22 protein-coding genes are annotated in these 26,432 nt (G+C 36.4%); 2 read left to right on the top strand and 20 right to left on the bottom strand.

Features of this window, described 5'->3' with window-relative positions:
- Positions 1 to 10 precede the first annotated feature (10 nt).
- The 7 genes from ACTQ54_RS05655 to ACTQ54_RS05625 all read right to left on the bottom strand — a co-directional run bounded on the left by ACTQ54_RS05655 (position 11) and on the right by ACTQ54_RS05625 (position 7,597).
- Positions 11 to 874: a sugar phosphate isomerase/epimerase family protein gene (locus ACTQ54_RS05655; protein WP_441755167.1), complete on the bottom strand. Its 864-nt coding sequence runs from the start codon at positions 872 to 874 to the stop codon at positions 11 to 13.
- A complete protein-coding gene (locus ACTQ54_RS05650) occupies positions 867 to 1,880 on the bottom strand; it encodes a Gfo/Idh/MocA family protein (RefSeq protein WP_441755166.1) in 1,014 nt (337 codons plus the stop codon). The genes ACTQ54_RS05655 and ACTQ54_RS05650 overlap by 8 nt, the downstream gene beginning before the upstream one ends.
- Before the next feature lie 15 nt (positions 1,881 to 1,895).
- Positions 1,896 to 3,065 (bottom strand): Gfo/Idh/MocA family protein, encoded by a 1,170-nt coding sequence (locus ACTQ54_RS05645; RefSeq protein ID WP_441755165.1) that lies wholly within the window; start codon positions 3,063 to 3,065, stop codon positions 1,896 to 1,898.
- Between the two features lie 173 nt (positions 3,066 to 3,238).
- Positions 3,239 to 4,249: a serine hydrolase gene (locus ACTQ54_RS05640; RefSeq protein WP_441755164.1), complete on the bottom strand. Its 1,011-nt coding sequence runs from the start codon at positions 4,247 to 4,249 to the stop codon at positions 3,239 to 3,241.
- Positions 4,246 to 4,737: a dihydrofolate reductase gene (locus ACTQ54_RS05635; RefSeq protein WP_441755163.1), complete on the bottom strand. Its 492-nt coding sequence runs from the start codon at positions 4,735 to 4,737 to the stop codon at positions 4,246 to 4,248. Before ACTQ54_RS05635 ends, ACTQ54_RS05640 begins: the two co-directional genes overlap by 4 nt.
- Positions 4,738 to 4,753: 16 nt before the next feature.
- Positions 4,754 to 5,698 carry a thymidylate synthase gene (locus ACTQ54_RS05630; protein WP_441755162.1) on the bottom strand — a complete coding sequence of 315 codons (945 nt, stop codon included), beginning with the start codon at positions 5,696 to 5,698 and terminating at the stop codon, positions 4,754 to 4,756.
- A 12-nt stretch (positions 5,699 to 5,710) separates the two neighbouring features.
- Entirely contained in the window at positions 5,711 to 7,597 is a 1,887-nt protein-coding gene (locus tag ACTQ54_RS05625) for an ABC-F family ATP-binding cassette domain-containing protein (RefSeq protein ID WP_441755161.1), read from the bottom strand.
- Positions 7,598 to 7,742: 145 nt separating this feature from the next.
- Between ACTQ54_RS05625 and ACTQ54_RS05620 the strand changes: the two genes are divergently transcribed.
- The gene (locus tag ACTQ54_RS05620; protein WP_441755160.1) at positions 7,743 to 8,411 is read left to right on the top strand and encodes a CPBP family intramembrane glutamic endopeptidase; all 669 of its coding nucleotides are present in this window, start codon (positions 7,743 to 7,745) and stop codon (positions 8,409 to 8,411) included.
- 154 nt (positions 8,412 to 8,565) lie between these two features.
- Here the strand turns inward: ACTQ54_RS05620 and ACTQ54_RS05615 are convergent, their stop codons facing one another.
- The 5 genes from ACTQ54_RS05615 to ACTQ54_RS05595 all read right to left on the bottom strand — a co-directional run bounded on the left by ACTQ54_RS05615 (position 8,566) and on the right by ACTQ54_RS05595 (position 15,177).
- Entirely contained in the window at positions 8,566 to 9,240 is a 675-nt protein-coding gene (locus ACTQ54_RS05615) for a uracil-DNA glycosylase (RefSeq protein ID WP_441755159.1), read from the bottom strand.
- Between the two features lie 11 nt (positions 9,241 to 9,251).
- Positions 9,252 to 10,970 carry an ABC transporter ATP-binding protein gene (locus ACTQ54_RS05610; RefSeq protein ID WP_441755158.1) on the bottom strand — a complete coding sequence of 573 codons (1,719 nt, stop codon included), beginning with the start codon at positions 10,968 to 10,970 and terminating at the stop codon, positions 9,252 to 9,254.
- Between the two features lie 85 nt (positions 10,971 to 11,055).
- Positions 11,056 to 12,879 carry a translation elongation factor 4 gene (gene lepA, locus ACTQ54_RS05605; protein ID WP_441755157.1) on the bottom strand — a complete coding sequence of 608 codons (1,824 nt, stop codon included), beginning with the start codon at positions 12,877 to 12,879 and terminating at the stop codon, positions 11,056 to 11,058.
- 150 nt (positions 12,880 to 13,029) lie between these two features.
- Entirely contained in the window at positions 13,030 to 14,403 is a 1,374-nt protein-coding gene (locus ACTQ54_RS05600) for an FGGY family carbohydrate kinase (protein ID WP_441755156.1), read from the bottom strand.
- Positions 14,404 to 14,412: 9 nt separating this feature from the next.
- A complete protein-coding gene (locus tag ACTQ54_RS05595; RefSeq protein WP_441755155.1) occupies positions 14,413 to 15,177 on the bottom strand; it encodes an endonuclease/exonuclease/phosphatase family protein in 765 nt (254 codons plus the stop codon).
- Between the two features lie 154 nt (positions 15,178 to 15,331).
- On the opposite strand from ACTQ54_RS05595, the gene ACTQ54_RS05590 reads away from it, so the two are divergent.
- Entirely contained in the window at positions 15,332 to 15,790 is a 459-nt protein-coding gene (locus tag ACTQ54_RS05590) for a hypothetical protein (RefSeq protein ID WP_441755154.1), read from the top strand.
- Positions 15,791 to 15,855: 65 nt separating this feature from the next.
- On the opposite strand, the gene dnaJ is transcribed toward ACTQ54_RS05590, so the two are convergent.
- The 8 genes from dnaJ to ACTQ54_RS05550 form a co-directional block, all read right to left on the bottom strand.
- Positions 15,856 to 17,004 (bottom strand): molecular chaperone DnaJ, encoded by a 1,149-nt coding sequence (gene dnaJ, locus ACTQ54_RS05585; protein WP_441755153.1) that lies wholly within the window; start codon positions 17,002 to 17,004, stop codon positions 15,856 to 15,858.
- 92 nt (positions 17,005 to 17,096) lie between these two features.
- Positions 17,097 to 18,926, bottom strand: coding sequence for a molecular chaperone DnaK (dnaK, locus tag ACTQ54_RS05580; protein WP_441755152.1), 1,830 nt, complete (start codon positions 18,924 to 18,926; stop codon positions 17,097 to 17,099).
- Between the two features lie 22 nt (positions 18,927 to 18,948).
- Positions 18,949 to 19,509 carry a nucleotide exchange factor GrpE gene (gene grpE, locus ACTQ54_RS05575; RefSeq protein WP_441755151.1) on the bottom strand — a complete coding sequence of 187 codons (561 nt, stop codon included), beginning with the start codon at positions 19,507 to 19,509 and terminating at the stop codon, positions 18,949 to 18,951.
- Positions 19,510 to 19,533: 24 nt separating this feature from the next.
- Positions 19,534 to 20,547: a heat-inducible transcriptional repressor HrcA gene (gene hrcA, locus ACTQ54_RS05570; protein ID WP_441755150.1), complete on the bottom strand. Its 1,014-nt coding sequence runs from the start codon at positions 20,545 to 20,547 to the stop codon at positions 19,534 to 19,536.
- Positions 20,548 to 20,696: 149 nt separating this feature from the next.
- Positions 20,697 to 21,509, bottom strand: coding sequence for a metallophosphoesterase (locus tag ACTQ54_RS05565; protein WP_441755149.1), 813 nt, complete (start codon positions 21,507 to 21,509; stop codon positions 20,697 to 20,699).
- A 2-nt stretch (positions 21,510 to 21,511) separates the two neighbouring features.
- Positions 21,512 to 23,935: a phenylalanine--tRNA ligase subunit beta gene (gene pheT, locus ACTQ54_RS05560; protein WP_441755148.1), complete on the bottom strand. Its 2,424-nt coding sequence runs from the start codon at positions 23,933 to 23,935 to the stop codon at positions 21,512 to 21,514.
- Positions 23,935 to 24,960, bottom strand: a complete 1,026-nt coding sequence (gene pheS / locus ACTQ54_RS05555) for a phenylalanine--tRNA ligase subunit alpha (protein ID WP_441755256.1) — start codon at positions 24,958 to 24,960, stop codon at positions 23,935 to 23,937. The genes pheT and pheS overlap by 1 nt, the downstream gene beginning before the upstream one ends.
- Positions 24,961 to 25,699: 739 nt before the next feature.
- The gene (locus tag ACTQ54_RS05550; protein ID WP_441755147.1) at positions 25,700 to 26,284 is read right to left on the bottom strand and encodes an HD domain-containing protein; all 585 of its coding nucleotides are present in this window, start codon (positions 26,282 to 26,284) and stop codon (positions 25,700 to 25,702) included.
- Between the last annotated feature and the right edge of the window lie 148 nt (positions 26,285 to 26,432).

Here is a 26,432-nt window from a genome sequence, read left to right as displayed (position 1 = left end):
TCACCCCTCCTTAAATTAAATCTTCATAACCTAAGTCTTTTAAATGTTGCAAGGATTCTGCTAAACTTTCAAAAGGATCGCGTCCATAGGTATCATCTTGTTCTACCAATAAATATCGCGCACCTGAATCAATACTTTGTTCAATAATGGTTTTTAAATCTAATGTTCCCGTGCCCAATTCAGCAAACTGAATTAAATTATTAAAATATTGACCAAAAGTAGCATGGTCCCCTTTGCGTGAAGCCTCAAATGCTTCCTCAGGTAAGGGACTAATACGATAGTCTTTTAAATGAATCAATTCAACTTTACCCTTGTAATCCTTAATCACTTTAACAGGGTCAGCTCCACCACGCCAAATCCAATGAACATCCAATTCAAATCCAAGCAAAGGAGCATTTTCACGGATAATATTCAACATCGTTTGCCCGTTATATTTAGCAAATTCAATATGGTGATTATGATAATAAAGTGTAATCCCATCTTTTTTTAATCGTCTGGTCACTTCATTCACTTCATGACAAAATGCCAAAACAGTCTCCAACGACTCCATCGATTCTCTTGGAAGCATGCCAATTCTTAATAAATCACAATCTAACGTCCTACATTCTTGCACAATCTTATCATAGTCCGTCGTTAAAGATTCATGCCCAGGAAAATTTGGCTTTAAATGTGCACTCAATGAGGCAATTTCAATACTAAAATCTTCACTTGCACGTTTTAATTGATCAACATTTTCAGCTGTCATATCTACTTGTGAAATTTCAATCGCTCGATAGCCGATACCAGCAATACGTCTCATCGTTTCATAAGGACCTAAATCTTGAAATTGCTGTTTAACTGTAAATCCTTGGGCACCAATTTTTACTTTAACCATGCATCAATTCCTCCATTAATATTTTTCTATTTTCATTTGAAGAACGTTTCATTCCATCTATCATCAACATAGAAGGCAGCGCATCACTGACATGAACATAATCATCCGTATCGTGGATAATCGCATCATAAAAGGCCTGAATCAACACACCGTGACTCGCCCCATAATAAGACTTACTCCCTTCCATAAGAACATCCTGCGCAATAACAACCGACATTTCATCCCCAACCCGCTTCATTAAAGAGTTATTTATTAAATTAAATATCGCTGCTTCTGTCACAACTTCAATTTGAACACTTGAATTGAAGCGATAAGCATTAGTTGACATGTAAAAACCATGAATGTCATCTTCGAAATCAAAAGTCGCGACGGCAGTATCTTCAACTTCTATCTGCATGTTAGCAATATTGGATAAACTTGCATGGCAGGCATTAACTGAACCTGCAATCAACTGCATAAGATCCAATGTATGAATGGCTTGGTTAATAATCGTGCCTCCACCAGCAGTCGACCATTTGCCACGCCAAGGTTTTTCTTTGTAATACGCTTCGTTTCTATGCCATGTAACCAAACCTTTAACAGCTAAAACTTTCCCTGTTTCAGCTTCCTTCAGTTCTTCCAGCAATTTTAAAAAGCTAAGATTGTAGCGATTCTGGAAACAAACAGCAACTTTAATCGAACTTTGAGCAAGTAAATCACTCAACGCCAAACCTTCTTTATACGATAAGGCCAATGGTTTTTCTTGTAAAACATGCACACCATAACTTACGCAAAGTTTTGTTATCGGATAGTGTAAATGATGTGGTAAACATATATGAACGACGTCAAGTTTTTCATTCTTTAACATTGTTTCAACATCTGAATAAAATGGAATTTGGGGATATTTATTTTCTAAATTAATATTTTGATCGCAAACCGCCAGTAATTGTGCATTGGGGCTTTTTTCAATGCTTAGGTAATGGATAGCGGACACATCGCCTAAGCCGATTATGGCAACATTCAGCACGTACTATCCTCCAATCTAATTCTTCGTTGAATATTTTCCTTCTGCTGTAATTCTTTCGTTAAGCAATTTCAGATATAATTCATCATCGAAGTTTTCAATCGAAACTTCTTCCCCCAACCAAGAGGAAAGATGGATGGCGTTCGCTAAACGCACACCATTAATTCCTTCAATTCCTGGCGCCAATAATGGTTCGTCAAACAAAATATGACGGGCAAAATTTTCTAAAACACCTTCATGTTGACCGCCCCAAGCCGATTCAGTCGTAAAAACTTCTTCTTCAATCATTTCATGAACTTCTTTGTTATCTGGAAATTCAAAACTTGTCCCTGTTGCTACAATACCCTCATTAATTTCTTGCTCGGATTTATATAAACGTTTTACGGTCACCTTATTACTATTTTCAACAATAATTTTACCTTTATCTCCAAATATTTCTAAACGATCTGTTCCAAGAATATCGTGTGTCGCCGTAATAAATACCCCTGTCGCTCCATTTCCATAATCAAGAATCGCTGTCACTTCGTTTTCAACGGGAATGTCGCGCATAAAACCATTGGATGTTTTGGCATAGACCGTCTTTGGTACACCAGCAATCCACTGAATAAGATCCAATTGATGAGGCGCTTGATTCACTAATACGCCACCGCCTTCGGCACCCCATGTGGCACGCCACTCACTTTGTTGGTAATAGGCATCTGGGCGGTACCAAGTTGTAATGATCCAATTGGTTCGACGGATACTACCAATTTCTCCATCTTCAACAATTTTTTTAATCCGTTGATATAGGGGATTGTTCCGTTGGTTAAACATAATTGCATAGGTAACTTCTGAATGTTGACTCGCAAAAGCATTTAATTCTTTCACTTGTTTCGTATAAACACCCGCAGGCTTCTCATTTAAGACATGGACCCCTTTACCAATGGCATACATAGCAATTTCAGGGTGTAAATAATGCGGGACGGTCGTAATAATGGCTTCAACCAAGCCGCTATCAATCAGTTCTTTATAGTCAGAAAAAATTTTTTTATCCGGATAAAGTTCAGCTAATTTCTCCCTTTTACTTGAATCAATATCACACAAAGCCACGAGTTCCATACTTGGGATTTTTCCTGCTTCAATTAAACCCGCATAAGTTGAACCTTGTGTCCCACAACCAACTACCGCAAATTTTAGTTTTTTGTTCAATTAAATATCTCCTTTCGTGTTACCATTATTAGTTAATAAATAAAAACACAGCAACCTCCTTTATGTATGCGTATACATTATAACCATCAATAAATATTACATCAATGAAATTAAGCTCATTTCATAGAAAAAAGCCCAGCTCAGGAACTTAATCCTCAACTAGGCCCGCTAATTTAATTATTCTCCTTAATAATCCGTTCAATTTCACTGCCAAATTCAGCCATTGCATCAATTTGCAGGGCCGAATCATCGCCTTGTGTTAGCGAAACGATAATAACAGGAATATCACCTTCATCTGTTTCAACAAAATACATTAAGGCATCATTTTCAATACCTTCCAAAGGATATTCACCTGTTTTACCATAATAATCACGATTATTATCTAAATCCCTTGTATGTTTAACCGGTCCATGTTGTGACATTAAGGCTAACATATCATTGTCCAATTCAGGACCATTAATAAAACCATTAATCACCGCTAAAAATAAATTAGCCACATCAATCGCTGAAGTTAGATTTTCTTCACCACGATCAACTGCTGCTTGATCCATCATATAGCGATTTAATTCTGTCTGTAAAAAACCAAACTCATGAATCGCATCATTCACTGCTTCTAAACCACCAAGACGGTCTATTAAAACATTGGTTGCGGTATTATCACTGACTTGAATCATTAATTGAGCTAAAGTTTCTAAGCTGTGTTCACTGCCAAGAGGTAAACTTTGTAAGGCACCACTTCCCCCAACAATATCCGAAGCTTCTAGGCTGTATAATTCCTCCGGATCGATTTCACCATCTGCAACTTGCTTATAATAAACCGCCAAAATAAATAACTTAATCACACTGGCCGAAGGCATTTGAAAGCTTGCTGAATCATTTTCATCTACTTCAAAATGTACTACATTATCACTAATTTGTAAGTACAAACCTAATTGGTCTAATGACGATTGTAAGTTATCAATAGCGGTATTTATTTGTGTTAGTTGGTTTTGGGAAAGGTCAATCGAAATAAGATTTTTATCGTCTAAAATTAAAGCTTCCGCTTCGTCAAGGTCTAGGCTTTCACTTTCTTGAATCCATTCCTCGACCTCTTCGATGACATAATCCCCTTCAGATTGAGCTAAAACAGTATTATACGAAAATACAAATAACAAAACTGCTAAAAACAAGAATTTTATTTTCATACTTTACGACTCCACCATTCAAAGCGATGTGGGTAGAGGTTTTTTTCATCTACGATGCCTTCTTCAGTTTTATCCAAGGTCCATTTTGTCGTATCAATTTCATCAACTGTTACATCTGAAGGAAATTGGCCATCAATCACCGTACGAATAATTATATTCGCATAAGGCATCAATAATTTAAATATTTGTGCTCCACCAATTACCATGACTTCTTGGTTTTTTGCTAATTCAAGCACTTGATTTTCTGTATGGACAACCATTAAGCCTTCAATGTCTTCACCATAATGGGGTTGGTTAGTCATCACGATGGTTTGGCGGCCAGGCAACAAGCGTTTATCCATAGATTCAAAGGTTTTTCGCCCCATTAATATGGGATGGCCCATTGTAGTCGCTTTGAAAAAAGCCATATCGTTTGGAAGTGACCAAGGTACTTGGTTTTGATAACCAATAGTTCCATTATTATCTTGTGCATATACATAAGTAATCATAAATTACGCCTCTTTTCTAGACTGCAATTGGTGCTTTGATTGTAGGATGTGGATGGTAGTCAGTCACCGTAATGGCATCTATGTCAATTTGATCAATCGGTGCGTCCCCTTCAATATGTAAGGTCGGTAAACTACGAACATCACGGCTAATTAATAATTCAGCCTGCTCTAAATGGTTGCTGTATAAGTGAGCATCTCCTAGCGTATGGACAAATTCACCAACACCTAGTCCAGTTTCTCTAGCAATCAAGTGCGTTAATAATGCATAACTAGCAATATTAAAAGGAACCCCTAAGAAAATATCTGCACTTCGCTGGTACAATTGACAGCTTAATTTACCGTCATTCACATAAAATTGAAAGAGTGTATGACAAGGAGGTAAAGCGGCATTTGGCACATCTTCTGGATTCCAAGCCGTTACAATTAAACGTCTTGAATCAGGATTTTTTTTGATTTGCTCAATCACGTTAGCAATTTGGTCTAAAGTCCCACCATCACGAAGTTCCCAACTCCGCCATTGCTTACCGTAAACATCTCCAAGTTCACCATATACAGTCGCAAATGCTTCATCTGCTAAGATTTTTTCTTGGAATTTTTTCATTTCTTCTTGGTAAACTGCATTAAATTCGGGGTCTTCTATCGCTTTTAAGCCAAAATCTGTCATATCCGGTCCATGATAAGCATCACTTTTAACATAACGTTCAAATGCCCATTCATCCCATATATGATTATTATTTTCTAATAAATAACGAATATTCGTATCGCCTCTTAAGAACCATAATAATTCACTTTTTACTAACTTGAATGGCACTCTTTTGGAAGTGAGTAAAGGAAAGCCTTCATTTAAGTCAAAACGCATTTGGTAACCGAAAGTACTCACTGTCCCAACACCCGTACGGTCTGTTTTACGGTCTCCATTTTCCAATACAAATTTAACTAAATCTTGATACTGTCTTGTCATTATTTACACCCCTTATTCGCTTAACTCGCTTAGATATTCATAACGTTCATATAGATGTAGTAACGACTCATCTTTTGCTTCTAACTGTTCGTTTAATTCAATGAGCCTTACAGCATCAGATGTGATTTGTGACATTTCTTCCTGGATGTCATCAATCTCTGCTTCTATTTTTTCAATGTCTTCTTGAATCGTTGCCCATTCTTGTTTTTCAAAATAGGTCATCCGTTTGGCTTTTGGTTTCTCTTTAACTTCAGGAATTTCTTTCCTAACGGCAGCTTTAGATTCTTCCGCTAACATTACTGATTGTGTGTCTAAATAATCAGTATAATTACCCCAGTAGAACTCAAATTTTCCATCGCCTTGCAATTCTAACAATTGATCGACCGTTTTATCTAAAAAATAACGATCATGCGACACTGCAAAAACTACGCCTTGGAAATTTAAAATATAATCTTCCAATACCGTCAAAGTATCAATATCCAAATCATTCGTCGGCTCATCCAAAATCAAAACATTTGGTTCTTGAATTAATAAGGACAATAAATATAACCGTCTTCTTTCTCCACCGGACAAACGACTAATTTCAGTTCCATGTGACTCCCTTGGAAAATTAAACTGCTCTAACATTTGGGCCGCAGAAGCGGTTGAACCATCCGGCCGCTTAAAATTATCCGCTACTTGAGTCAAATAAGCTAAAACCCGCATATCACCCGGTAAATCTTGGTCGAGTTGACGGTAATAAGCAATATTAACGGTTTGTCCAATGTTGTACGTCCCAGAACTAATCGGATGGTAGCCAGCAATGGTATTTAATAAGGTGGTTTTACCAACACCATTTTCTCCAATAATACCTATACGGTCACCTTTAACGAATGATTTCGTAAAATTTTCGATGACCTTTTGTTGGTTAATATCAACCGAAATGTCTTCCAACTCAATAATTTGTTTTCCAATACGTTGTTGATTAAAGTTAAAATCAATATCGGAAGCTTGTTGATTACGATTTTCAATCGAAGATTTTACTTCTTCAAAGCGATCAATCCGAGCTTGTTGTTTGGTAGTTCTAGCTTTTGCTCCTTTTCGCATCCAAGCCAATTCTTGTTTAAATAACTGGTCTTCTTTTTGTTGCATTTTTTCATTTATCACAGCGTTTTCTGCACGCTTGGTTAAATAACTTTCGTAATTTCCTTCATAAGTTGTCAGTTTACCAAAACGCAGTTCAATTATTTTATTCACGACATTAGACAAGAAGTAACGATCATGCGTCACTAAAATGAGCGCGCCTTGAAAAACAGCTAAATATTTTTCTAACCACTGAACAGAAGCCACATCTAAATGGTTGGTTGGCTCATCCAAAATCAGTAAATCAGGGTTTTCAATTAAAACTTGTGCAATCCCAATCCGCTTTTGTTCCCCACCTGAACACTCACCCACTTTACGATCTAAATTTTTCAAACCTAATTGTGACAAAATCGTCTTAGCTCGAATATCCGCATCCCAAGCATTCTCGTGATTCATTTGGTCTGTTATCTTTAAAAATCGTTCTTGTAGCTGTGGATCTTCAGGATTCATTTCTAATTCTTGATTCAATTGCTCATAACGATGCACCAATTGAATGATTTTTGCTTTACTTTGAAAGACGGTATCTAAAATCGATAAATCCTTATTTAATTCAGGATGTTGATCTAAATAGGCAATTGTATAATCATTAGGGGTCGAAATTATTCCATTATCATAATTATCAAGACCTGCAATGACTTTCAAAAAAGAACTTTTACCAGTCCCATTAGGCCCAATTAAGCCCACTTTATCACCCTTTCGGATCGATAAAGTCACATCATCTAACAATTGTTTCATACCATAACTCTTACTTAAATTTTCAATGACTAATTCTTTCATAACACGTCTCCTAAATTCAATAGCTAAATTATAGCATAGTTTATAGACAATGATAAAACGATTAAATGACGGTAGTATTATTATTTGCTTAAAAAAATACACTATGTAATAATAATAAAGATTAACCATGAAAAGAGGGATATATATGAATTTATCAAAAGGTAAACGAGCCATTGTCATGATTGTGAGTTATTTTCTTATCCAATTAATCGTTTCACCTATTTTATTTCAAACATTAAATTTATCATTAAATACAACAACCATCGCCACTTCAGTCATTTTACTAGCCATCGCCTTATTACTTTACGGCAGTCAATTAAAAGCTGACTACCAACGTTTCAAGGAACAATTTGAAGGTTGGGGAAAATTCAGTCTAAAAGCCATCAGCTATTATTTATTACTTTATGTGTTACGTGTCGTCGTTTTAATGGTATTAATGAACTTTATGGACGTAGAAAATTTACTACAAAACCAACAATCATTAAATGACATGTCCGCGACCTTATCCTTTCCAATCATGTTTTTCATGGTTTCTATCTACGCACCGATTGTGGAAGAACTCGTATTCCGCGAAGCCTTTATCGGTTGGGTCGATAAAAATAATCATAATCGCGTAGTGTTAATGGGGGCACTTTCGGTTATCATTTTCACCCTCCTACACGCCTTCGAACTCGCAGACTTTTTACTTTATCTACCATTAGCCGTTGTCTTAGTCCGTTATTATTTCGATTACGACCGCAATGTCGTCGCTTCAATTTTCTTCCACTTCATTAATAACACCATTGCAGTCATCTTGATGTACGTTTTACTCTAAAACCCTTCAAATAAATATCACTGCAAAAAAACAGAAACCACTCATTCATTGACGAATTAGTGATTTCTGTTTTTTTGTTGTGTTTCTTTAAATTAGTAGCTTTTATGTTGGTCAAGGGAGCTGCTCACATACTATAATCAGCTTTTTAATTAGACTAAATTTTCCCTACCCAATCAATCGGTGTTCTTCCCCAACTCAAGAGATATTTATTGGCTTTTGAAAAAGGTTTTGAACCGAAAAAACCGCGATAAGCTGACAAAGGACTCGGATGTGGACTTTTTATGACTGCATGTTTATGTAAATCAATCAGATTCGTTTTAGCTTGAGCAGGTTTTCCCCACAAAATAAAGACAATGGGTTCTGGATGCTGATTTAAACTTTGAATGACTGCATTCGTCACTTCTTCCCAACCATTGCCACGGTGAGAATGAGCTTGTCCAGCTCTAACTGTTAAGACAGTATTTAATAACAAGACGCCTTGTTTCGCCCAATGAGATAAATCCCCATTCTGCGGGACTCCCTCTTGTAAATCAGCCGCTAATTCTTTGTAAATATTAACTAAAGAGGGAGGTAATTTTGTTTCAGCATGAACAGAAAAAGCCAATCCATTGGCTTGTTGAGGTCCATGGTAGGGATCTTGTCCAATAATACAAACTTTTACCTGATCAAATGGCGTGTAATTCAAAGCGTTAAAAATTTCCTCTTGTGGCGGATAAATGGTTTGTGTTTGGTATTCGGTTTCCAAAAAATCGGTTAAATTATGGAAAGATGGTTGCTGAAAAGTCTGTTTCAACTTATTTTGCCAAGAATCAATGAGCGTATATTCCATGGTTGTACCTCTTAGTAAGGACCAAATTGCGTTTGATACAAGCGCGCATAACTACCTTGTAACGCCATTAATTCATCATGAGTTCCATCTTCTGTAATACCTCTTGGTGTGACCACAATAATACGGTTAGCATGTTTAATTGTTGCTAGACGATGGGCAATAATTAGTGTTGTGCGACCTTCTGCTAATTGATCCAGTGATTGTTGGATAAACATTTCGGTTTGCGTGTCAAGCGCACTTGTTGCTTCATCTAAAATCAAAATTGATGGATTTTTTAGGAAAATACGTGCAATGGATAGACGTTGTTTTTGACCACCAGATAATTTCGCACCGCGCTCACCGATTTGTGTATCAAGTCCATCCGGCAAGTTGCTAATCACATCTTCTAACTTAGACATTCTAATTGCTTCATTCACTTCTTCTTCCGTCGCATCTAAACGCCCATATAAAACATTCTCGCGAATAGTACCACCGAATAAGAAGACATCTTGTTGGACAATCCCAATTTGATCACGTAAGGATTCCATAGTGAAATCACGGATATCTTTACCATCAATCGTAATTGTTCCATTAGTTATTTCATAAAAGCGAGGTAATAAATTGACTAAAGTCGTTTTTCCTGCCCCACTTGGACCTACAAAAGCAACTGTTTCTCCTGCTTTAATGTCTAAATTTATATTTTTTAACACAGGTTTTTCGGGATTGTAACCAAATGAGACATTATTATAAGAGATATTTCCTTCAAATAATGGCGCTTCAATGGCATCGACACTATCGATAATTTCAGGTTTGCGACTTAATTCTTCTTTCAAACGTTTAAAACCAGCAAATCCTTTAGGATACATTTCAATCATGGCGTTCAGTCTTTCAATCGGACGTACAAAAATATTGGATAATAAAATAAATCCAACCAAGTCCCCCATTGAAATATCACCTTTTAGGGTAAAGTAAGACCCAGCGATAAAGGCAAACAAATTAATTAAACGCACTAATAAATAATTAAACGTTGAACTGGCAGCCATCGTTTCATAAAAAGTAATTTTAGTCTGACGATATCCTTGGTTCATTTTTTCAAATAAATGCTTTTCGTGTTCTTCATTCGCAAAAGCCTTAACCACACGTATTCCACTCAAGGTATTTTCAAGACCAGCATTAAATTCACCGATATTTTGGTAAATACGTTTGTTAATCCCCATCATTTGACGGTTAAAATAAGCTAAAGCTACAGCTAATAAAGGAATCAAAATAACCGTTGTAATAGCCAGTGGCACATGAACATTCATCATCAACATGAATGATCCCACTAAGGTCATAATCGTAATAAATACATCTTCCGGACCATGGTGAGCTAATTCACTGACTTCAAATAAATCATTTGTTAAACGTGTCATCAGTTCACCCGTTTTTACTTCATCAAAGTAAGAATAGGATTGATCTTGAAAATGCGCAAACAACTCACGACGCATATCTGTTTCAATATTAATCCCTAAACGGTGACCTAGAGCTACGACAATATAATTTAAGGTCGCATTAAATAAATATAAAGCTAATAACATAACACTAAACATCGCAATTGTTTTTAAAGTTCCATCTGGTAACACCTGGTCAATTACATAATTAACAGCTATTGGGAAAAATAATTCTAATATGGCTGAAACAACCGCACAAGTAAAGTCAATAATAAATAGGCGTTTATAAGGTTTATAGTATTGATAAAATTCTCTAAACATTTTTTCCTCCTAATTTAATCCATAGTTCAACCGTATACAAAAAAAGAAGATGTTCTGAATAATCAAAACATCCATATTAATTTATTTATTCATCATCCATTGACAAGATAGCCATAAACGCTTCTTGTGGTACTTCTACACTACCCACTTGTTTCATCCGCTTCTTACCTTCTTTTTGTTTCTCAAGTAATTTCTTACGTCTCGAAACATCCCCACCATATAATTTAGCTGTAACATCTTTACGTAAAGCCTTAATAGTAGAGCGGGCAATTATTTTATGTCCAATAGCTGCTTGGACAGGCACTTCAAATAATTGTCTTGGGATAATTGTTTTTAATTTTTCGACTAAACTACGACCACGATTATATGAGAAGTCTTTATGTACAATCGAACTGAAAGCATCAATAACATCGCCATTTAATAAGATATCCAACTTCACTAATTTAGAAGGACGGTATCCAATTACTTCATAGTCTAAAGATGCATAACCTTTTGTATTGGATTTCAAATGGTCAAAGAAGTCATAAATAATTTCTGCCATTGGAATCTCATATATAACATTCACACGGTATTCATCTAAATAGTCCATATTAACAAATTCGCCACGTTTTCTTTGTGCAAGCTCCATCACTGCCCCAACATATTCGCTAGGTACCATTATGGTCGCTTTTACATATGGCTCAAAGATTTGTTCAACTTCAGTAGCATCTGGCATTTCAGATGGATTATTTACAATTACTTCTTCACCGTTAGTCTTACTTACTTTATAAATAACAGACGGTGCCGTGATAATTAAATCAATGTTAAACTCACGTTCTAAACGCTCTTGAATAACATCCATATGTAATAATCCTAAGAAGCCCGTTCTGAAACCAAAGCCTAGAGCTTGTGACGTTTCAGCTTCAAACTGCAAAGCTGCATCGTTTAATTGAAGTTTTTCAAGAGCTTCACGCAAATCGTTATAATCATTCGAATCAACTGGATATAATCCCGCATAAACCATTGGATTTAATTTACGGTAACCTTCTAAGGCCACTTTTGAAGGTCTATTGGCTAATGTAATAGTATCCCCTACACGTGTGTCTTGAATTGTTTTAATGTTTGCGGTAATATAACCAACATCTCCAACCATTAAGAAATCACGCTCAAGTGGTTTAGGTGAAAAGACACCCACTTCAACGACTTCAAATTGCTTATTATTGCTCATTAAACGAATCTTATCACCAGGTTTTACGATTCCATTCATAATACGAACGTTTAAAATAACCCCACGGTAACTATCATAAGCTGAGTCAAAAATTAAAGCTTGTAACGGTTCTTCAATATCTCCCATTGGTGCAGGAACTTTTTCAACAATTTGTTCTAAAATATCCGTAATACCAATACCGGCCTTAGCACTTGCATGAACGGCCTCAGAAGCATCAATACCGATAATTTCCTCAATTTCAAGTTGAACTTTCTCAGGATCTGCAGCCGGCAAATCAATCTTATTAATAACAGGTAAAATTTCTAAATCATTGTCGATTGCTAAATAGACGTTGGCTAAGGTCTGTGCTTCAATCCCTTGTGCAGCATCCACTACTAAAAGTGCACCTTCACAAGCAGCCAATGAGCGTGACACTTCATAAGTAAAATCGACGTGTCCAGGTGTATCAATTAAGTGCAAGATGTATTCTTGGCCATCTTTTGCTGTATATGTTAATTCAACGGCATTTAATTTAATGGTAATACCACGTTCACGCTCTAAATCCATGGAATCTAACAACTGACTCTTCATCTCACGATCAGCTACTGTTTCTGTTTGCTGAAGGATACGGTCAGCTAAAGTCGATTTTCCATGGTCGATATGGGCAATGATGGAAAAATTACGAATCATTTTTTGTCTTTGTTTTAATTTTTCTATATCCATTTATTTTCTTCACTTCCTTTAAAAACCTTCAGATAAAACAGGCTCAACTTCTATAATACCAAAAAAACGACTAAATTAATAGCCGTTTTAATGTGTTTTGAATATATTGACCTTGGGAGCCAATATTTACTACATAACAACCGGGTTCCACTAATTAAGATACTTATACAGCTGATTTGTATACTCTCTGAAATGTTTATCCAAAATAGTTGTTTGTTTAATATTTGGTTGGTTTTGTTCATAATTTGTTTCGATTTGTATGTTTTTGACCAAATTTATAGTTCCTAGTGTTTCAGCTTGTAGCGTAGTTGGAACATACACTTCCATATTTAGTGCATCAGCAATCAATTGTATCAAAGCCCTTTGTTTGGTTGCTCCACCAACGATACCGATACGATTAAAAGCATGTTTACTATGCAATAATTCAATATTTTGTCTAATATTAAAAACCATTCCACAAACCATGGTGTAGATAACTGACTCTCTATTACTTTCTCTTTGTATATTTGAAAAACTAGCTGTAATATAATCGTCCCAAATGGGCGAACGCTCCCCATTAATAAATGGGAAAAAGACGCCTTCGATCCCAGGTCTAGATTCAATAATTTCATTTATTGCTTCCAAAGAAATATTAAAGATCTCTGAAATCCATCGTAGAACGTTCGCTCCATTATTAGAAGGATAACCTATTAAAAAATAGTTAGCGTCAATTTGATAGCAGAAATTTTGCGTTTTTTCATCGGTCTTAGCCTGTTCAGTTACAACTCTCACAGCATGGCTAGTTCCAATCGATAAGACAGCTGCATTTGTTAAGTTAGCAAAGGCGTAGTTGGATGATACGCCGTCCGAATTTCCTAAATATACTTTGGCTTGTTGTAATGAATCAGGTATATCTAATGTTAATTCTGCAACATATGTCGGTAATTCTATTTCTGGTAGTTGATTCATAGTGATATTTAGTTCGGTTAGTAAGATGTTATCCCATGTAAATTCCTTCAGCGAGTATAGGCCGCTGCTTGATGCAGAAGCAACATCAATGAACCATTGGCCCGTTAAATAGTAAAATAAAATATCTTTAATGGAGCCAATTTTATGCGCTGGTAATTGTTCTTTTAGAGCTAAAAGTTTATAAAAGGGATTCATACTATGATTAGGAGTTCCCGTTGTTGTATACTGCAAATTCCGCTCAATTTTAGACCTTTCTAGTACTAAGTCAGCCCCTCTTCTATCGGCCCAAGTTATCGCATGACCGACTAAAGACATATCAGAATTTAGTAGTTGAATACTATGCATGGCTGTCGTTAAAAATATTTCTAGATCAGTTATCTGATATTTATTAACTAATAGATTCAAGCCGTCTTTAACCGCAGCCAGGATTTCTTTTAAGTTTAGTTCATATTTAATTGTATCAATTACCAAGTCCTGATAGCTGTAGTGAACGGCATCTATTTGCTTGTAATCTTCATCAAACAAACTCATTTTCAAATTTGTGGTACCAATATCAATGCTTATATTTTGCGCCATTCTAATCTCCTATAAATCAACGATAACAGGATAATGGTCAGAAGGATAAAAACCATCATACTGATTGTAGATGATTTTTGCTTCTTTTATAGGGAGATTTTGACTGGTAAAAATATAATCAATCGGTAATCCTTCCCTCTTCCCTTCATAATCGTGGAAAGTTGCTAAATCCGTCGTTGTTGTTTGAGCCAATTTCACATAAGAGTTTTGTAAACTTTCAGCTTCTAACAAATTATCAATCATATTTTCTGTTGGCAATGTGTTCAAATCCCCCATTAAAATAGCCGTTGAATCGAAATTATGTGTTAAATCAGACAATCTTTCTAGGACTAATCGACTGGATTGGACTCTTGCTTCAACTCCCATATGGTCGAAATGTGTATTCATCACATAGAATAATTGATTATCTTTATTTTTAAGCGCAACCCAAGAAGTAATTCGAGGGCAGACCGCATCCCAGCCCATCGCAAAGCGTTCTTCAGGATTTTCTGCCAACATAAATGAACCTGAATCTACAATACTAAAAACATCTTTTTGAATAAATATCGGCACCATCTCGCTATCTGAATCCAGAGAACGAAACTCTCCATAATAGTCGTATTTATTTGAAAGTTTTGCTTTTAAATCTTCAAACATTGTATTCATTACTTCCTGAAAGCCAATGATTTTTGGTTGGTAATCTTCAATCACTCGAATCACATTTTCTTTACGTTCAGACCAACTTTGTGGATCTATTGCCATATCTCGGCGAATATTAAAAGTCATTACACGCATCGTTTAAACCCCTTAAAAAGAATTAATTTCCACATCTATCATAACATGAATAAGCGTCAAAAAACCGTATGAAATCATTTAGATTTCATACGGTTCTAAAAGCAACTTATTTATCTTATTTGATAGAGATTTTCACTTTATTAGGGAGTTTAGATTGCTATTTCCAACTGTTACTGAACAATTACATAAAATTGTTAGTAGCTTTCGTCAGAATTTAGGTTTAGACTTAGAAGATAAAAATATAAATCATAGCCTTTATACTCTACTAACAATATGGGATAACCTATTCACTCAACTGAATAAAATATACTATTCATTGAATGTAACAATTATTAGTGATGGTCACAAATCGCATGGAGAGTTTATAGCTGACTATATTAACTCTCAACTAACAGTTAATCCTCAATTTACGGTGTACAACAACCTTACACTGACAGCAGAAGAAGTGAATAAACTTGATTCAGATTTAATTATTACTAACTTTAAATTACCTAAAGGTGTCGTAACGCCTAATATTATGGTTGAGCATTTCCCTACAAAACATAATATTCGTCAAATTGAAGATAAAGTCAGAACTATTTTTAGTGCACGAACTGATGGGACATCTGACTAATTAAGACAAATACAAAAAAGAGCAAAACCTCACTAATTGAGATTTGCTCTTTTAATTTGTATACATTATTTATCAAAAACATCTTTAATACGGTCAAAGAAGCCAGGATCCGAACCTTTAACATCTTCACCGGAAAGTTTAGCTAATTCAGCAAACAAATTCTTCTCTTTTTCCGATAGTTTTTTAGGTGTCACAACATTAACGGTCACGTGTTGGTCACCTGTATAACCTCCACCAATTGAAGGTGCCCCTTTACCTCTTAATCTAAAAGTTGTATTCGTTTGTGTTCCTGCTGGAATTTTTAACTTAACATTTCCATGGACAGTTGGGATAACGACCTCGTCTCCTAAGGCAACTTGGGCAAAGGAAACTGGTAACTCATAGTAAATTTCAGTACCTTCACGCTCAAATTTATCGCTCTTCTTCACTTGGAAAACTACATATAAATCTCCATACGGACCACCGTTGGATCCAGCTTCACCTTGGCCATTTAAGCGCATTTGTTGATCTGTTTCAACACCTGCTGGCACAGTAACTTTAACTGAATGTCTTTGTGATTCCGTTCCACTACCGTGACAAGTCGTACATTTTTCTTTAATTTCTTTACCTGTACCATTACATACATCACAGGTTGCTTGAGTCATGACACGCCCAAATGGAGTATTACGCTCAACTTGAATCACACCGCTACCATGACATTTGCTACAATTAACAGGACTAGTTCCTGGTTTTGCACCTGAACCATGACAAGTATGACATTCTTCATTACGCTGGTAACTAATGGTTTCCTCTTTACCAAAAATTGCTTCTTCAAACGTTAGGGTAATGGTATATTGTAAATCATTCCCTTTTCTTGGGGCATTTGGATTACGGCTTGCACGACCCCCTGCTCCACCAAAGAATGTATCAAATATATCATCAAATCCTGAGAAGCCGCCAGCGCCACCGAATCCGCCGCCGAACCCACCAAATCCACCATTAAAGTTTGGATCATTGGCCGCATGACCGTATTGATCATAAGCCGCTCTTTTTTGAGGGTCACTTAATACTTCATAGGCTGAAGCAATCTCTTTAAATTTTTCATCAGCATCAGAATCTTTATTAATATCGGGATGGTATTTTTTAGAAAGTAGACGGTATGCTTTCTTTATCTCTGCATCGGATGCATCACGTGATACCCCTAGTACTTCATATAAATCACGTTTTTCTGCCATTTTTTACCTCCTTAAAAATATCTTATTAACCTAAAAACTGAAAACCAAGGACAGATCCTTGGTTTCCAAGCATTTTTTAGTAGAGATATTTATTACTCATCAACTTCTTCGAAATCTGCATCAACAACATCGTCATTATCAGAATTTTCTGATGTTGAGTTTGCTTCTGCTTCAGCTTGTGCTTGCTGTGCAGCTTGTTCGTATAACTTAACAGATAGATTTTGAACGACTTCGTTTAGACGGTCACGTTTTTCTTTCATTTGGTCTAAGTCATTTGCATCAATTGCTGCTTGTAATTCATCTCTAGCTGCTTCAGCTTCTTTAACTTCTTCTTCAGAAACTTTATCACCTAAGTCAGCTAATGTTTTATTGGTTGTGAAGACTAATTGGTCAACTTCATTGCGTAAGTCAGCTTCTTCACGACGAGCTTTATCAGCTTCAGCATTCGCTTCTGCATCTTGTACCATACGTTCGATCTCTTCATCCGTTAAACCTGAAGATGATTTAATTGTAATGGTTTGTTCTTTTTGCGTACCTAAATCTTTCGCACTTACGTTAACAATACCGTTTTTATCGATATCAAAGGTTACTTCAATTTGTGGTACTCCACGTGGTGCAGGTGGAATATCCGTTAATTGGAAGCGTCCGAGTGTTTTGTTGTCCGCTGCCATTTGACGTTCACCTTGTAATACGTGTACATCTACAGCTGGTTGGTTATCAGCTGCTGTTGAGAATACTTGAGATTTAGATGTTGGGATTGTCGTATTACGGTCGATTAATTTAGTAAATACGCCACCCATTGTTTCAATACCTAATGATAATGGTGTTACGTCAAGTAAGACAATATCTTTAACGTCTCCAGAGATAACCCCACCTTGAATAGCAGCACCCATTGCTACTACTTCGTCTGGGTTAACTGATTTGTTAGGTTCTTTACCAGTTTCTCTACGAACGGCTTCAACAATTGCAGGGATACGTGTAGATCCACCTACTAAGATAACTTCATCAATTTCATCTTTAGATAAGCCAGCATCTTTAATCGCTTGACGTACTGGATTTTTCGTTCTATCAACTAAATCAACTGTTAATTCATCAAATTTAGTACGGCTTAAAGTAGATTCTAAGTGCAATGGACCAGCATCTGAAGCTGTAATAAATGGTAAGGATATTTGAGTTGAAGTAACACCTGATAAGTCTTTTTTAGCTTTTTCAGCTGCATCTTTCAAACGTTGTAAAGCCATTTTGTCTTTGCTTAAGTCAATGCCATTTTCTTTTTTGAATTCAGCTACTAAGTAGTCGATAATTTTGTTGTCAAAGTCATCTCCACCTAGGTTGTTATCACCAGCGGTAGATAATACATCAAATACTCCGTCACCTAATTCAAGGATAGAAACGTCAAATGTACCTCCACCTAAGTCAAATACTAAGATGTTTTCGTTTTTATCCATTTTATCTAAACCATAAGCAAGTGCTGCTGCAGTTGGTTCGTTAACAATACGTTCAACTTCTAAACCAGCGATACGGCCAGCATCTTTTGTCGCTTGACGTTGAGCATCGTTAAAGTAAGCTGGAACAGTAATAACGGCTTTATCTACTTTTTCACCTAAATAATCTTCTGCATATGATTTTAAGTATTGTAAAACCATGGCTGAAATTTCTTGTGGTGTATAATCTTTACCATCTAAGTTTACTTTGTAGCCTGCTTCACCCATATGACGTTTAATAGAAGCAATTGTGTGTGGGTTCGTTACTGCTTGACGTTTTGCTACTTCCCCTACTTGAATTTCACCATTTTTAAACGCAACAACTGAAGGAGTTGTACGATTTCCTTCCGGATTTGGAATAATTTTTGCTTCGTTACCTTCTAAAACTGCAACTGCTGAGTTAGTTGTACCTAAGTCAATACCTATAATTTTTGCCATATTTTATTATCTCCTTTATAAATTAATTACTCACGATAACCATTGCTGGTCTTAGTACACGATCGTGAACGCTATAACCTTTTTGTAAAACATTTACAACAACATCTTTATCTTGACCTTCTTTAGCTGGTAGTGTACTTACCGCTTGGTGGAAGGTAGGATTAAATGGTTCATCAATTGGATTAATCACTTTAATTTCTTCCGCATCAAATGCATTGATTAGTTGGTTATAAACCATTTCAACACCTTTTTTGATTGCCACAGCATCTTCTGACTCAGATCTTGTTTCTAAGGCACGTTCTAAATTATCAACGACATCTAATAATTGCGTCGCTAACTTTTGCGAACGATATTTTGCTGCTTCTTGGCGATCTAGGTTGTTTCTTCGTTGCATATTGGCAACCTCCGCTTGTAAACGTAGGTTACGCTCTTCTAATTGTTGAATCTTTTCTTCTAATTCTGAAATAGGATCTTTTTCTTCGATAACTTCTTCAGTAGAAGTTTCTTCTTGATCCATTTCTTCAGAATCAGTCAAAGTTTCATCGATTTTTTCATCAATGATTTCTTTATTTTCTTCTGCCAATCAATACACCCCTCAATATTCATTTTATATAATCGTTAATTCTTCAATCATTTTTTCAATCATTGCAATAATACGGTCAAATGGCATGGTTGTTGGACCTAAAAGACCAACTGTAATTGATAAATCATTCGATGGGTATGTCCCAGTCACCAATGTTAGTTGATTTAAATGATTATTTAATATTTCTTGATCAAAAAGTACTTCAATACCATTTTGACGATTTTCTAATAGTTGTAGCATTCTAGACGAACCATCAATTAAGTTAAATAACTCCTTAATATGTTCACCAGATTTATGTTCAACCAAATCAAAAATATTATTTTTACCAATAACATAATACCGATGACCTTGTAAAGTATGGTTTGTTTTATCAATCAATGATGAAAAATTTAATTGATAGCCGACCAATCTTTGGGTTAACAATGGAATTGTTAACTTTAACTTTTGAGAAGCTGCTTCAAGTGACAGTTCATTTAATTCTGAATTAACTAAATCAGATACTTGGCTAATTGCTTCTTTAGTGGTAGAAAAATTCAGATTAAACAACTGACTCTCCACATGCCCTTGATCGGTTAACAGAGTCGCAATCACACTATTATCATTTAAATAAACAAGTCGAAACTCATCAATATAGTGTTTAACAGCGGTACGGTTTAAAACAACAGCAGCATATCCGGTTAATTCAACCAAAATATTGGCTGCCATTTGCGCAAGTTGGATAGGGTTACTAGATCTTTCGCGGAATAACATATTAAAAGCTTCACTATCTTGTTCTAATAAGTTAACAGGCTGTTTCTCAGTTATCAAATGATTAATATACAAGCGATAACCTTTAAACGATGGAATGCGTCCACTTGAAGTATGGGTTTTTAATAAATAACCTTGATCTTCCAGTGTTTTCATCTCATTACGAACGGTAGCTGAACTTACCTTTAAAAGACTTTCCTTTAATAACGTTTTTGAACCAATTGGTTCTTCTAGCTCACCGTAAAGCTGGACAATCAGACTTAGAATCTGTTGTTGCCTCGGCGTTAACATATCCTCACCTCACTTTTAGCACTTATTTGTTACGAGTGCTAACATGTCTATATAATACCGCCATTCGACTCGCTTGTCAAGGGTTTTTACCCAAAAAAACAAAAAAATTAGCACTCTTTATTACAGAGTGCTAGTCCAATGGTTTTTATTCAGATATTTATTATATACATGCTTTGTTTCAGCTCATCACTTAGGTTTTTCATTCGCCATTGGCGTCGGTACCCCAGTGAATTCACAATCATTTTAGTATTTTTATAGTCACGTTGCGCCCTAAAATGGACATGTCCCATGATACTATGGCTTATGGGATATTGATCATAAAATGGTAAAATATCATCTGTTGCAATAAATGCATTGAAAAAATCAAAGACTTTATGGGGCATCGGCACGATATAAGCTGGATGGGTAATCATATGGGTCACAAGAATGATTGCGTCCGTTTGTACACTTACCAAATCTTTTTCTAGCTCGGCAGCAAATTGCTTTGAAACTTCTTTATCGGTTTTATGCCATTGAATAAATTTTTTATCTTGCCAAAGCCCATGCCGGTATTTTCCAATTTCTAATTCCTCGCTTGAAAATCGGTCTGCATAATATGCATGATTGTACCAAACACCATGGCCAACAACGGTGTATCGATTATTAATTTTGATTGGCTTTTTCATCAAAGATTGTGGATGTTCGACAAATTTTTGATGAATTTCATCGCCTGATAAAAGCATTTCATCTCTTTGCCAGTAATCATGATTACCCGGAACAAAGTAGACAGGGATATTTACTTGGGTTTGTAGTTTTTCAACAAAATCAAGTGTGATGGAGTGGTGATTAGCAATATCCCCACCGATAAAGAAATAATCCAATTCTTGATCAAAAATGGCTTTGGAAATGGCAATAAAATAATCCTCCATCGTTTCTTTAGGATTGACATCAATGTGTAAATCCGAAATAAAACCTAATTTCATGACTAACGGATTTCCAAGCCATCGATGGTTTGTAGCGAACGGATAATTTTATCCATTTCTTGATTCACATCGTCATCGGTTAAGGTACGGTTAGGATCTTGGAAAGTTAAATGATAAGCCAAGGACACTTTACCTGCACCAATGGAATCCCCTTGATATCGGTCAAACAATTCAATCGATTTTAGGATTGAACTTGCTTGTTCGTACATTTTGGCTTCTAAATTCGCATGAGTTTCATCATCATTAACCAATAAGGCAATATCACGCGATACCGCTGGATATTTTGGTATCGGACTTTGCGTTGTTAAATCTTTTTCAACACTGAAAATAAGATCCAAATCAATTTCCGCAAAATAGGTATTCACTTCTAAGTCATGATTTCGCGCCACTGTCGGATGAATTTGCCCCACATAACCAATCTGTTGATCAGCTAACCAAACAGTCGCTGTCCGCCCTGGATGCATCGCATCCATCTCCGCTTCTTCCTTATAATAAATATCACTGCTTAAACGAATACTGTCAAAGTAGCCATCTAGCATCCCTTTGATACTATAGAAATCAACGACTTCTTCATCTGAATGCCAGTTTTTATTTGTCAGTGAACCTGAAATTAAAATTGCTAAGCGTTCGCTTTCAATCGGTTGAACATTTTTTCCTTGTCCGTAATAAACTTTACCCACTTCATAAAAAGCAAGCGGTTTATTTCTACGTGCCCGATTATATTGCGCGATTTCTAGGAAACTAGCAAATAAACTTTGGCGTAAAATAGAACGTTCTTCACTCATCGGGAAAGATAAACGAACAAATGGATAGTCTTGTGATTTAATTAAGTTTGCTTCTGCTTCAGACGTTAAAATATAACTAATAACTTCATTTAAGCCGTAGCCTTCCAAGACATGGCGGATATGACGAATAGCTTTTTTGCGCGGACTCAATTTACCTGGTGTAATTGGCACAGTCGGTAAAGTAGTAGGAATCTTATCGTAGCCATATATCCGAGCAACTTCTTCAAGCACATCTGCTTCAATGGTAATATCCCATCTTCTTGGTGGAACAGTCACTGTAAAGTCGTCTGCCGTGATATTTACTTTGAATCCAAGACGGTCAAAAATGTGTTGTAATTCTTCGTTCGTAACAGTAATGCCAATTTTGTTTTCGATTGAAGCCAACGGAACCGTAATTTCCTTGTCAGCCACTTCAAGCGTGCTGGCTTCCTTATGTCCTGCAACAACCTTTCCGTTTGTTAAATTAGCAATAAATATCCCTGCTTGATCTCCGGATTCGGTAATCGTCGCCAGATTCGTACCTTTTTCAAATCTTAAGCTTGATTCTGAACGTAAATTGAAAGCCTTGGATGTTTTACGGACGTTTTGTGCATTAAAAACAGCTGTTTCTAGTAAGACATTGGTCGTCTCATCCGTTACTTCTGAATCTAGGCCACCCATAACGCCTGCCATAGCAACCGCTTCGTCACCTGCTTGGATGAGTACATCTTGACTAGATAATTTACGCTCAACACCATCCAAAGTAGTGAAGTTTGTATCTTCTTTAGCACGGCTAACATTAATGTGTTTGTTTGCTAATTGATCATAGTCAAACGCATGCATTGGTTGGCCATATAATAGAAGGAAATAGTTGGTCACATCAACGACATTGTTAGTTGGACGGATTCCAGCTTTCATCAAGCGAATTTGTAGCCAAACTGGGCTTTCTTTAATCGTCACATTTTCGATGAGACGTAACTGATAGGCTTGTGATAATTCTGGACTTTCAATACTGATTGAAACTGCATCGAACAAGTCTGACTCATTGATGGTGTTTTCTGTAGTGAGAGGCTTGAATGTAGGTGTTTGTTCAACAATGGCACCCACTTCATAAGCCGACCCGCGCATACTTAAGGCATCGGCACGGTTAGGTGTGATTGAAAGTTCAAGAATCGGATCATCCAATTTTAAGTAGTCAATCACATCTGCACCTACTGGCGCATCTTCCGATAAAATAAATATCCCATCCGCATATTTTTTGGCGACTACACGATCACTAAAGCCAATTTCTTGCAGTGAACATAGCATCCCGTTTGATTCAACACCGCGTAATTCTGTTTTTGTAATTTGCATGCCATTGGGTAGTGTCGCTCCATCAATAGCGGTAATTACTTTGGCTCCTTCGTGGACGTTAGGCGCACCACAAACAATTTGTAGCGGTTGATCGGCACCGATATTTACTTGGGTGATTTTTAAATGGTCGCTGTCAGGCATTGGGCTCATTTCAACAACTTCTCCAACGACTAAATTTGAAAGTTGATCGGCGAGGTTTTCAACGCCTTCCACTTCAATTCCTGTGAGTGACATGGCGTCGGCGAGTTTTTTGCCGGACCATGCGGATAAATCTAGAAAGTCACTTAGCCATTCCATTGATAATTGCATTAATTGTCCCCTCCTCTAAATTGTGATAAGAAACGTAAATCGTTTTGGTAGAAATGACGAATATCGTCAATATTGTATTTCAACATTGCCACCCGTTCTTGACCTAAACCGAAGGCAAAACCGGAATATTGAGTTGAATCAATACCAGACATTTCCAGTACATCTGGGTGAACAACACCGGATCCTAGGATTTCAATCCAGCCCGTTTGCTTACATACATTACAGCCTTCCCCACCACATTTGAAACAAGATACATCGACTTCCACTGAAGGTTCCGTAAATGGGAAGTAAGAAGGACGCAAACGAATTTCACGGTCTTCTCCGAAAAGTGCTTGGACAAATTGTAATAAGGTTCCTTTTAAGTCAGCGAGTGTGATGTTTTTATCGACAACAAGCCCTTCAATTTGGTGGAATTGGTGCGAATGCGTCGCATCGTCTGTATCACGGCGGAAGACTTTCCCAGGACTAATCATTTTCAATGGACCATCTTTTTCAAAATCGTGTTCTTCCATTGTCCGTGCTTGAACTGGTGATGTATGCGTCCGTAGTAGGGTTTCTTCGTCAATGTAGAAGGTATCTTGCATATCACGCGCCGGATGGTTTTTCGGTAAATTCATTTTCTCAAAGTTGTAACTATCGGTTTCTACTTCAGGTCCTTCAATTACTTGATAACCCATCCCAATAAATAAATCTTCGATTTCTTCCATAATTTGCGTAATAATATGACGGCTTCCTCTTAGTGGTTGCTTACCTGGAAGTGTCACATCAATTTTTTCAGAAGCCAGTTTTTCTGCTAAGGCTTGTTCTTCTAGCTTTTCTTTGTGTGCTTCTAATGCCGTATTGAAGTTATCTTTGAATTGATTCATGGCTTGCCCAAGTTGGGGACGTTCTTCATTACTCAAGTGACGCATGACTTTAGAGATATCCGTCAGCTTTCCTTTTTTCCCAATATATTTGACACGTATCGCATCTAAATCTTTTAACGACTCACTGGCGTTGATTTCATCAATCGCAACAGTTTCCATCGCTAGAATTTCTTCTGTACTTTCCTTTAAATGATCGCTCATTCTTTAATCCCTCCAATTCAAATCGTTTTGATTTGATTATTAATTTATTTTTGGTGAGATGAGATGGTTTTTGGTGTACGGGTGGTTGGTTGTCAGTTTGTTTGTTACTCTTTGGGTTAACGCAGGGAAGTAATTCCTTTTGTTGGGTTCGCGTTTGATAATTTTCTTGATTTATGCATATTATCATGAATTTACTTTATTTAATGTATGTCACTTACACTTTTGACCTACATTAAAATTCGTTATTGTATGTCAACACAACCTTTCACACACATTAAATCAACTTAATGTATGTCAACGCTATCGTTCACCGACATTAACCCGCTCATATCTCAGGTAAACCCACTCTTCACCCACATTAATCCGCATTTATACCACGTAAACCCATTCACCATCTCACCACAGCACCAACCCACACAATACACAAAACTCTCGATAAAACAAAAAATCCGCCCCTATAAATAGGGACGAATCATCGTGGTACCACCCTCGTTCTAACCTACTTAGAGGTTAGCACTCGAATATCATAACCGTGATTGGCGGTATCCTTTTCAAATATAATAATATTTTTTACAGATAAGCTCTGAAATTGAAAAGATAAAATGACTGACGTAACTTAGTTTCAGTCTAGGCTAAGTTTCCCTGTGGTTGCATTGTATCTGGATTTCATCATCGCTGGAGATATTTATTTAAATTTTTATTTAGTATAACGATTAAATTCATTTTCGTCAATCTGCATATAGTGTTGTTCACTGCTATAGGCTGGACTAAATGATAATTGTCGTCTGAAGAAAGATGACGCAGTGCGATAGCGATTGAATATTGCATCGCGGATGCCACCACTAACTTCCATAATAGAGCATTGCTTGTCGATCAAACTTACGATCAGACTTTCAGCGTATTTTGGTGCCGCTAGGGTTGTACCAAACATATGTTTGACAATAATATCTTGCTCTTTTTCCGACAATGCTGTAATTTTTAATGCATTTTCTAAAGCAATTCTTGGATGTTCATAATTGTGTCCTCTACCGCCTACTTCATGCTTGTTACAGCCTTCGTAAAAGAATAGATCATGTAACAAACCAGCTCTAGCGATAGCACGTGTGTCCAAATTAAACCGTTTTGCCCAAAGGTAGCTACGATATGACACTGAGAGTGAATGAGCTAAACGATTGGTTACTTTATGATGAACATATGATTCCAATTTTTGAACATCAACATGTTCGATTAAATCTTCAATTAACGTTTGATAATCAGCATCTGATTGCCACTTTTTCGTCATTAACAGCATTCCTCCACATTTTTAACTTACTCCTTTATTATACCCAATGATTGTAAATGTTGTGTGAATATATTGTAAAGATTTAATTAAAAAATAGGTCAACTTATTACAGAAAGCGCTTCATTATTGAGTTTGACTGCAAATCGTA

It is taken from the genome of Fundicoccus sp. Sow4_H7 (genome assembly GCF_052115865.1).
In the GTDB taxonomy this organism is placed as follows: domain Bacteria; phylum Bacillota; class Bacilli; order Lactobacillales; family Aerococcaceae; genus Fundicoccus_A.
Note: the sequence above shows the minus strand (reverse complement) of the source record. Positions and strands in the feature narration are given on the sequence as shown.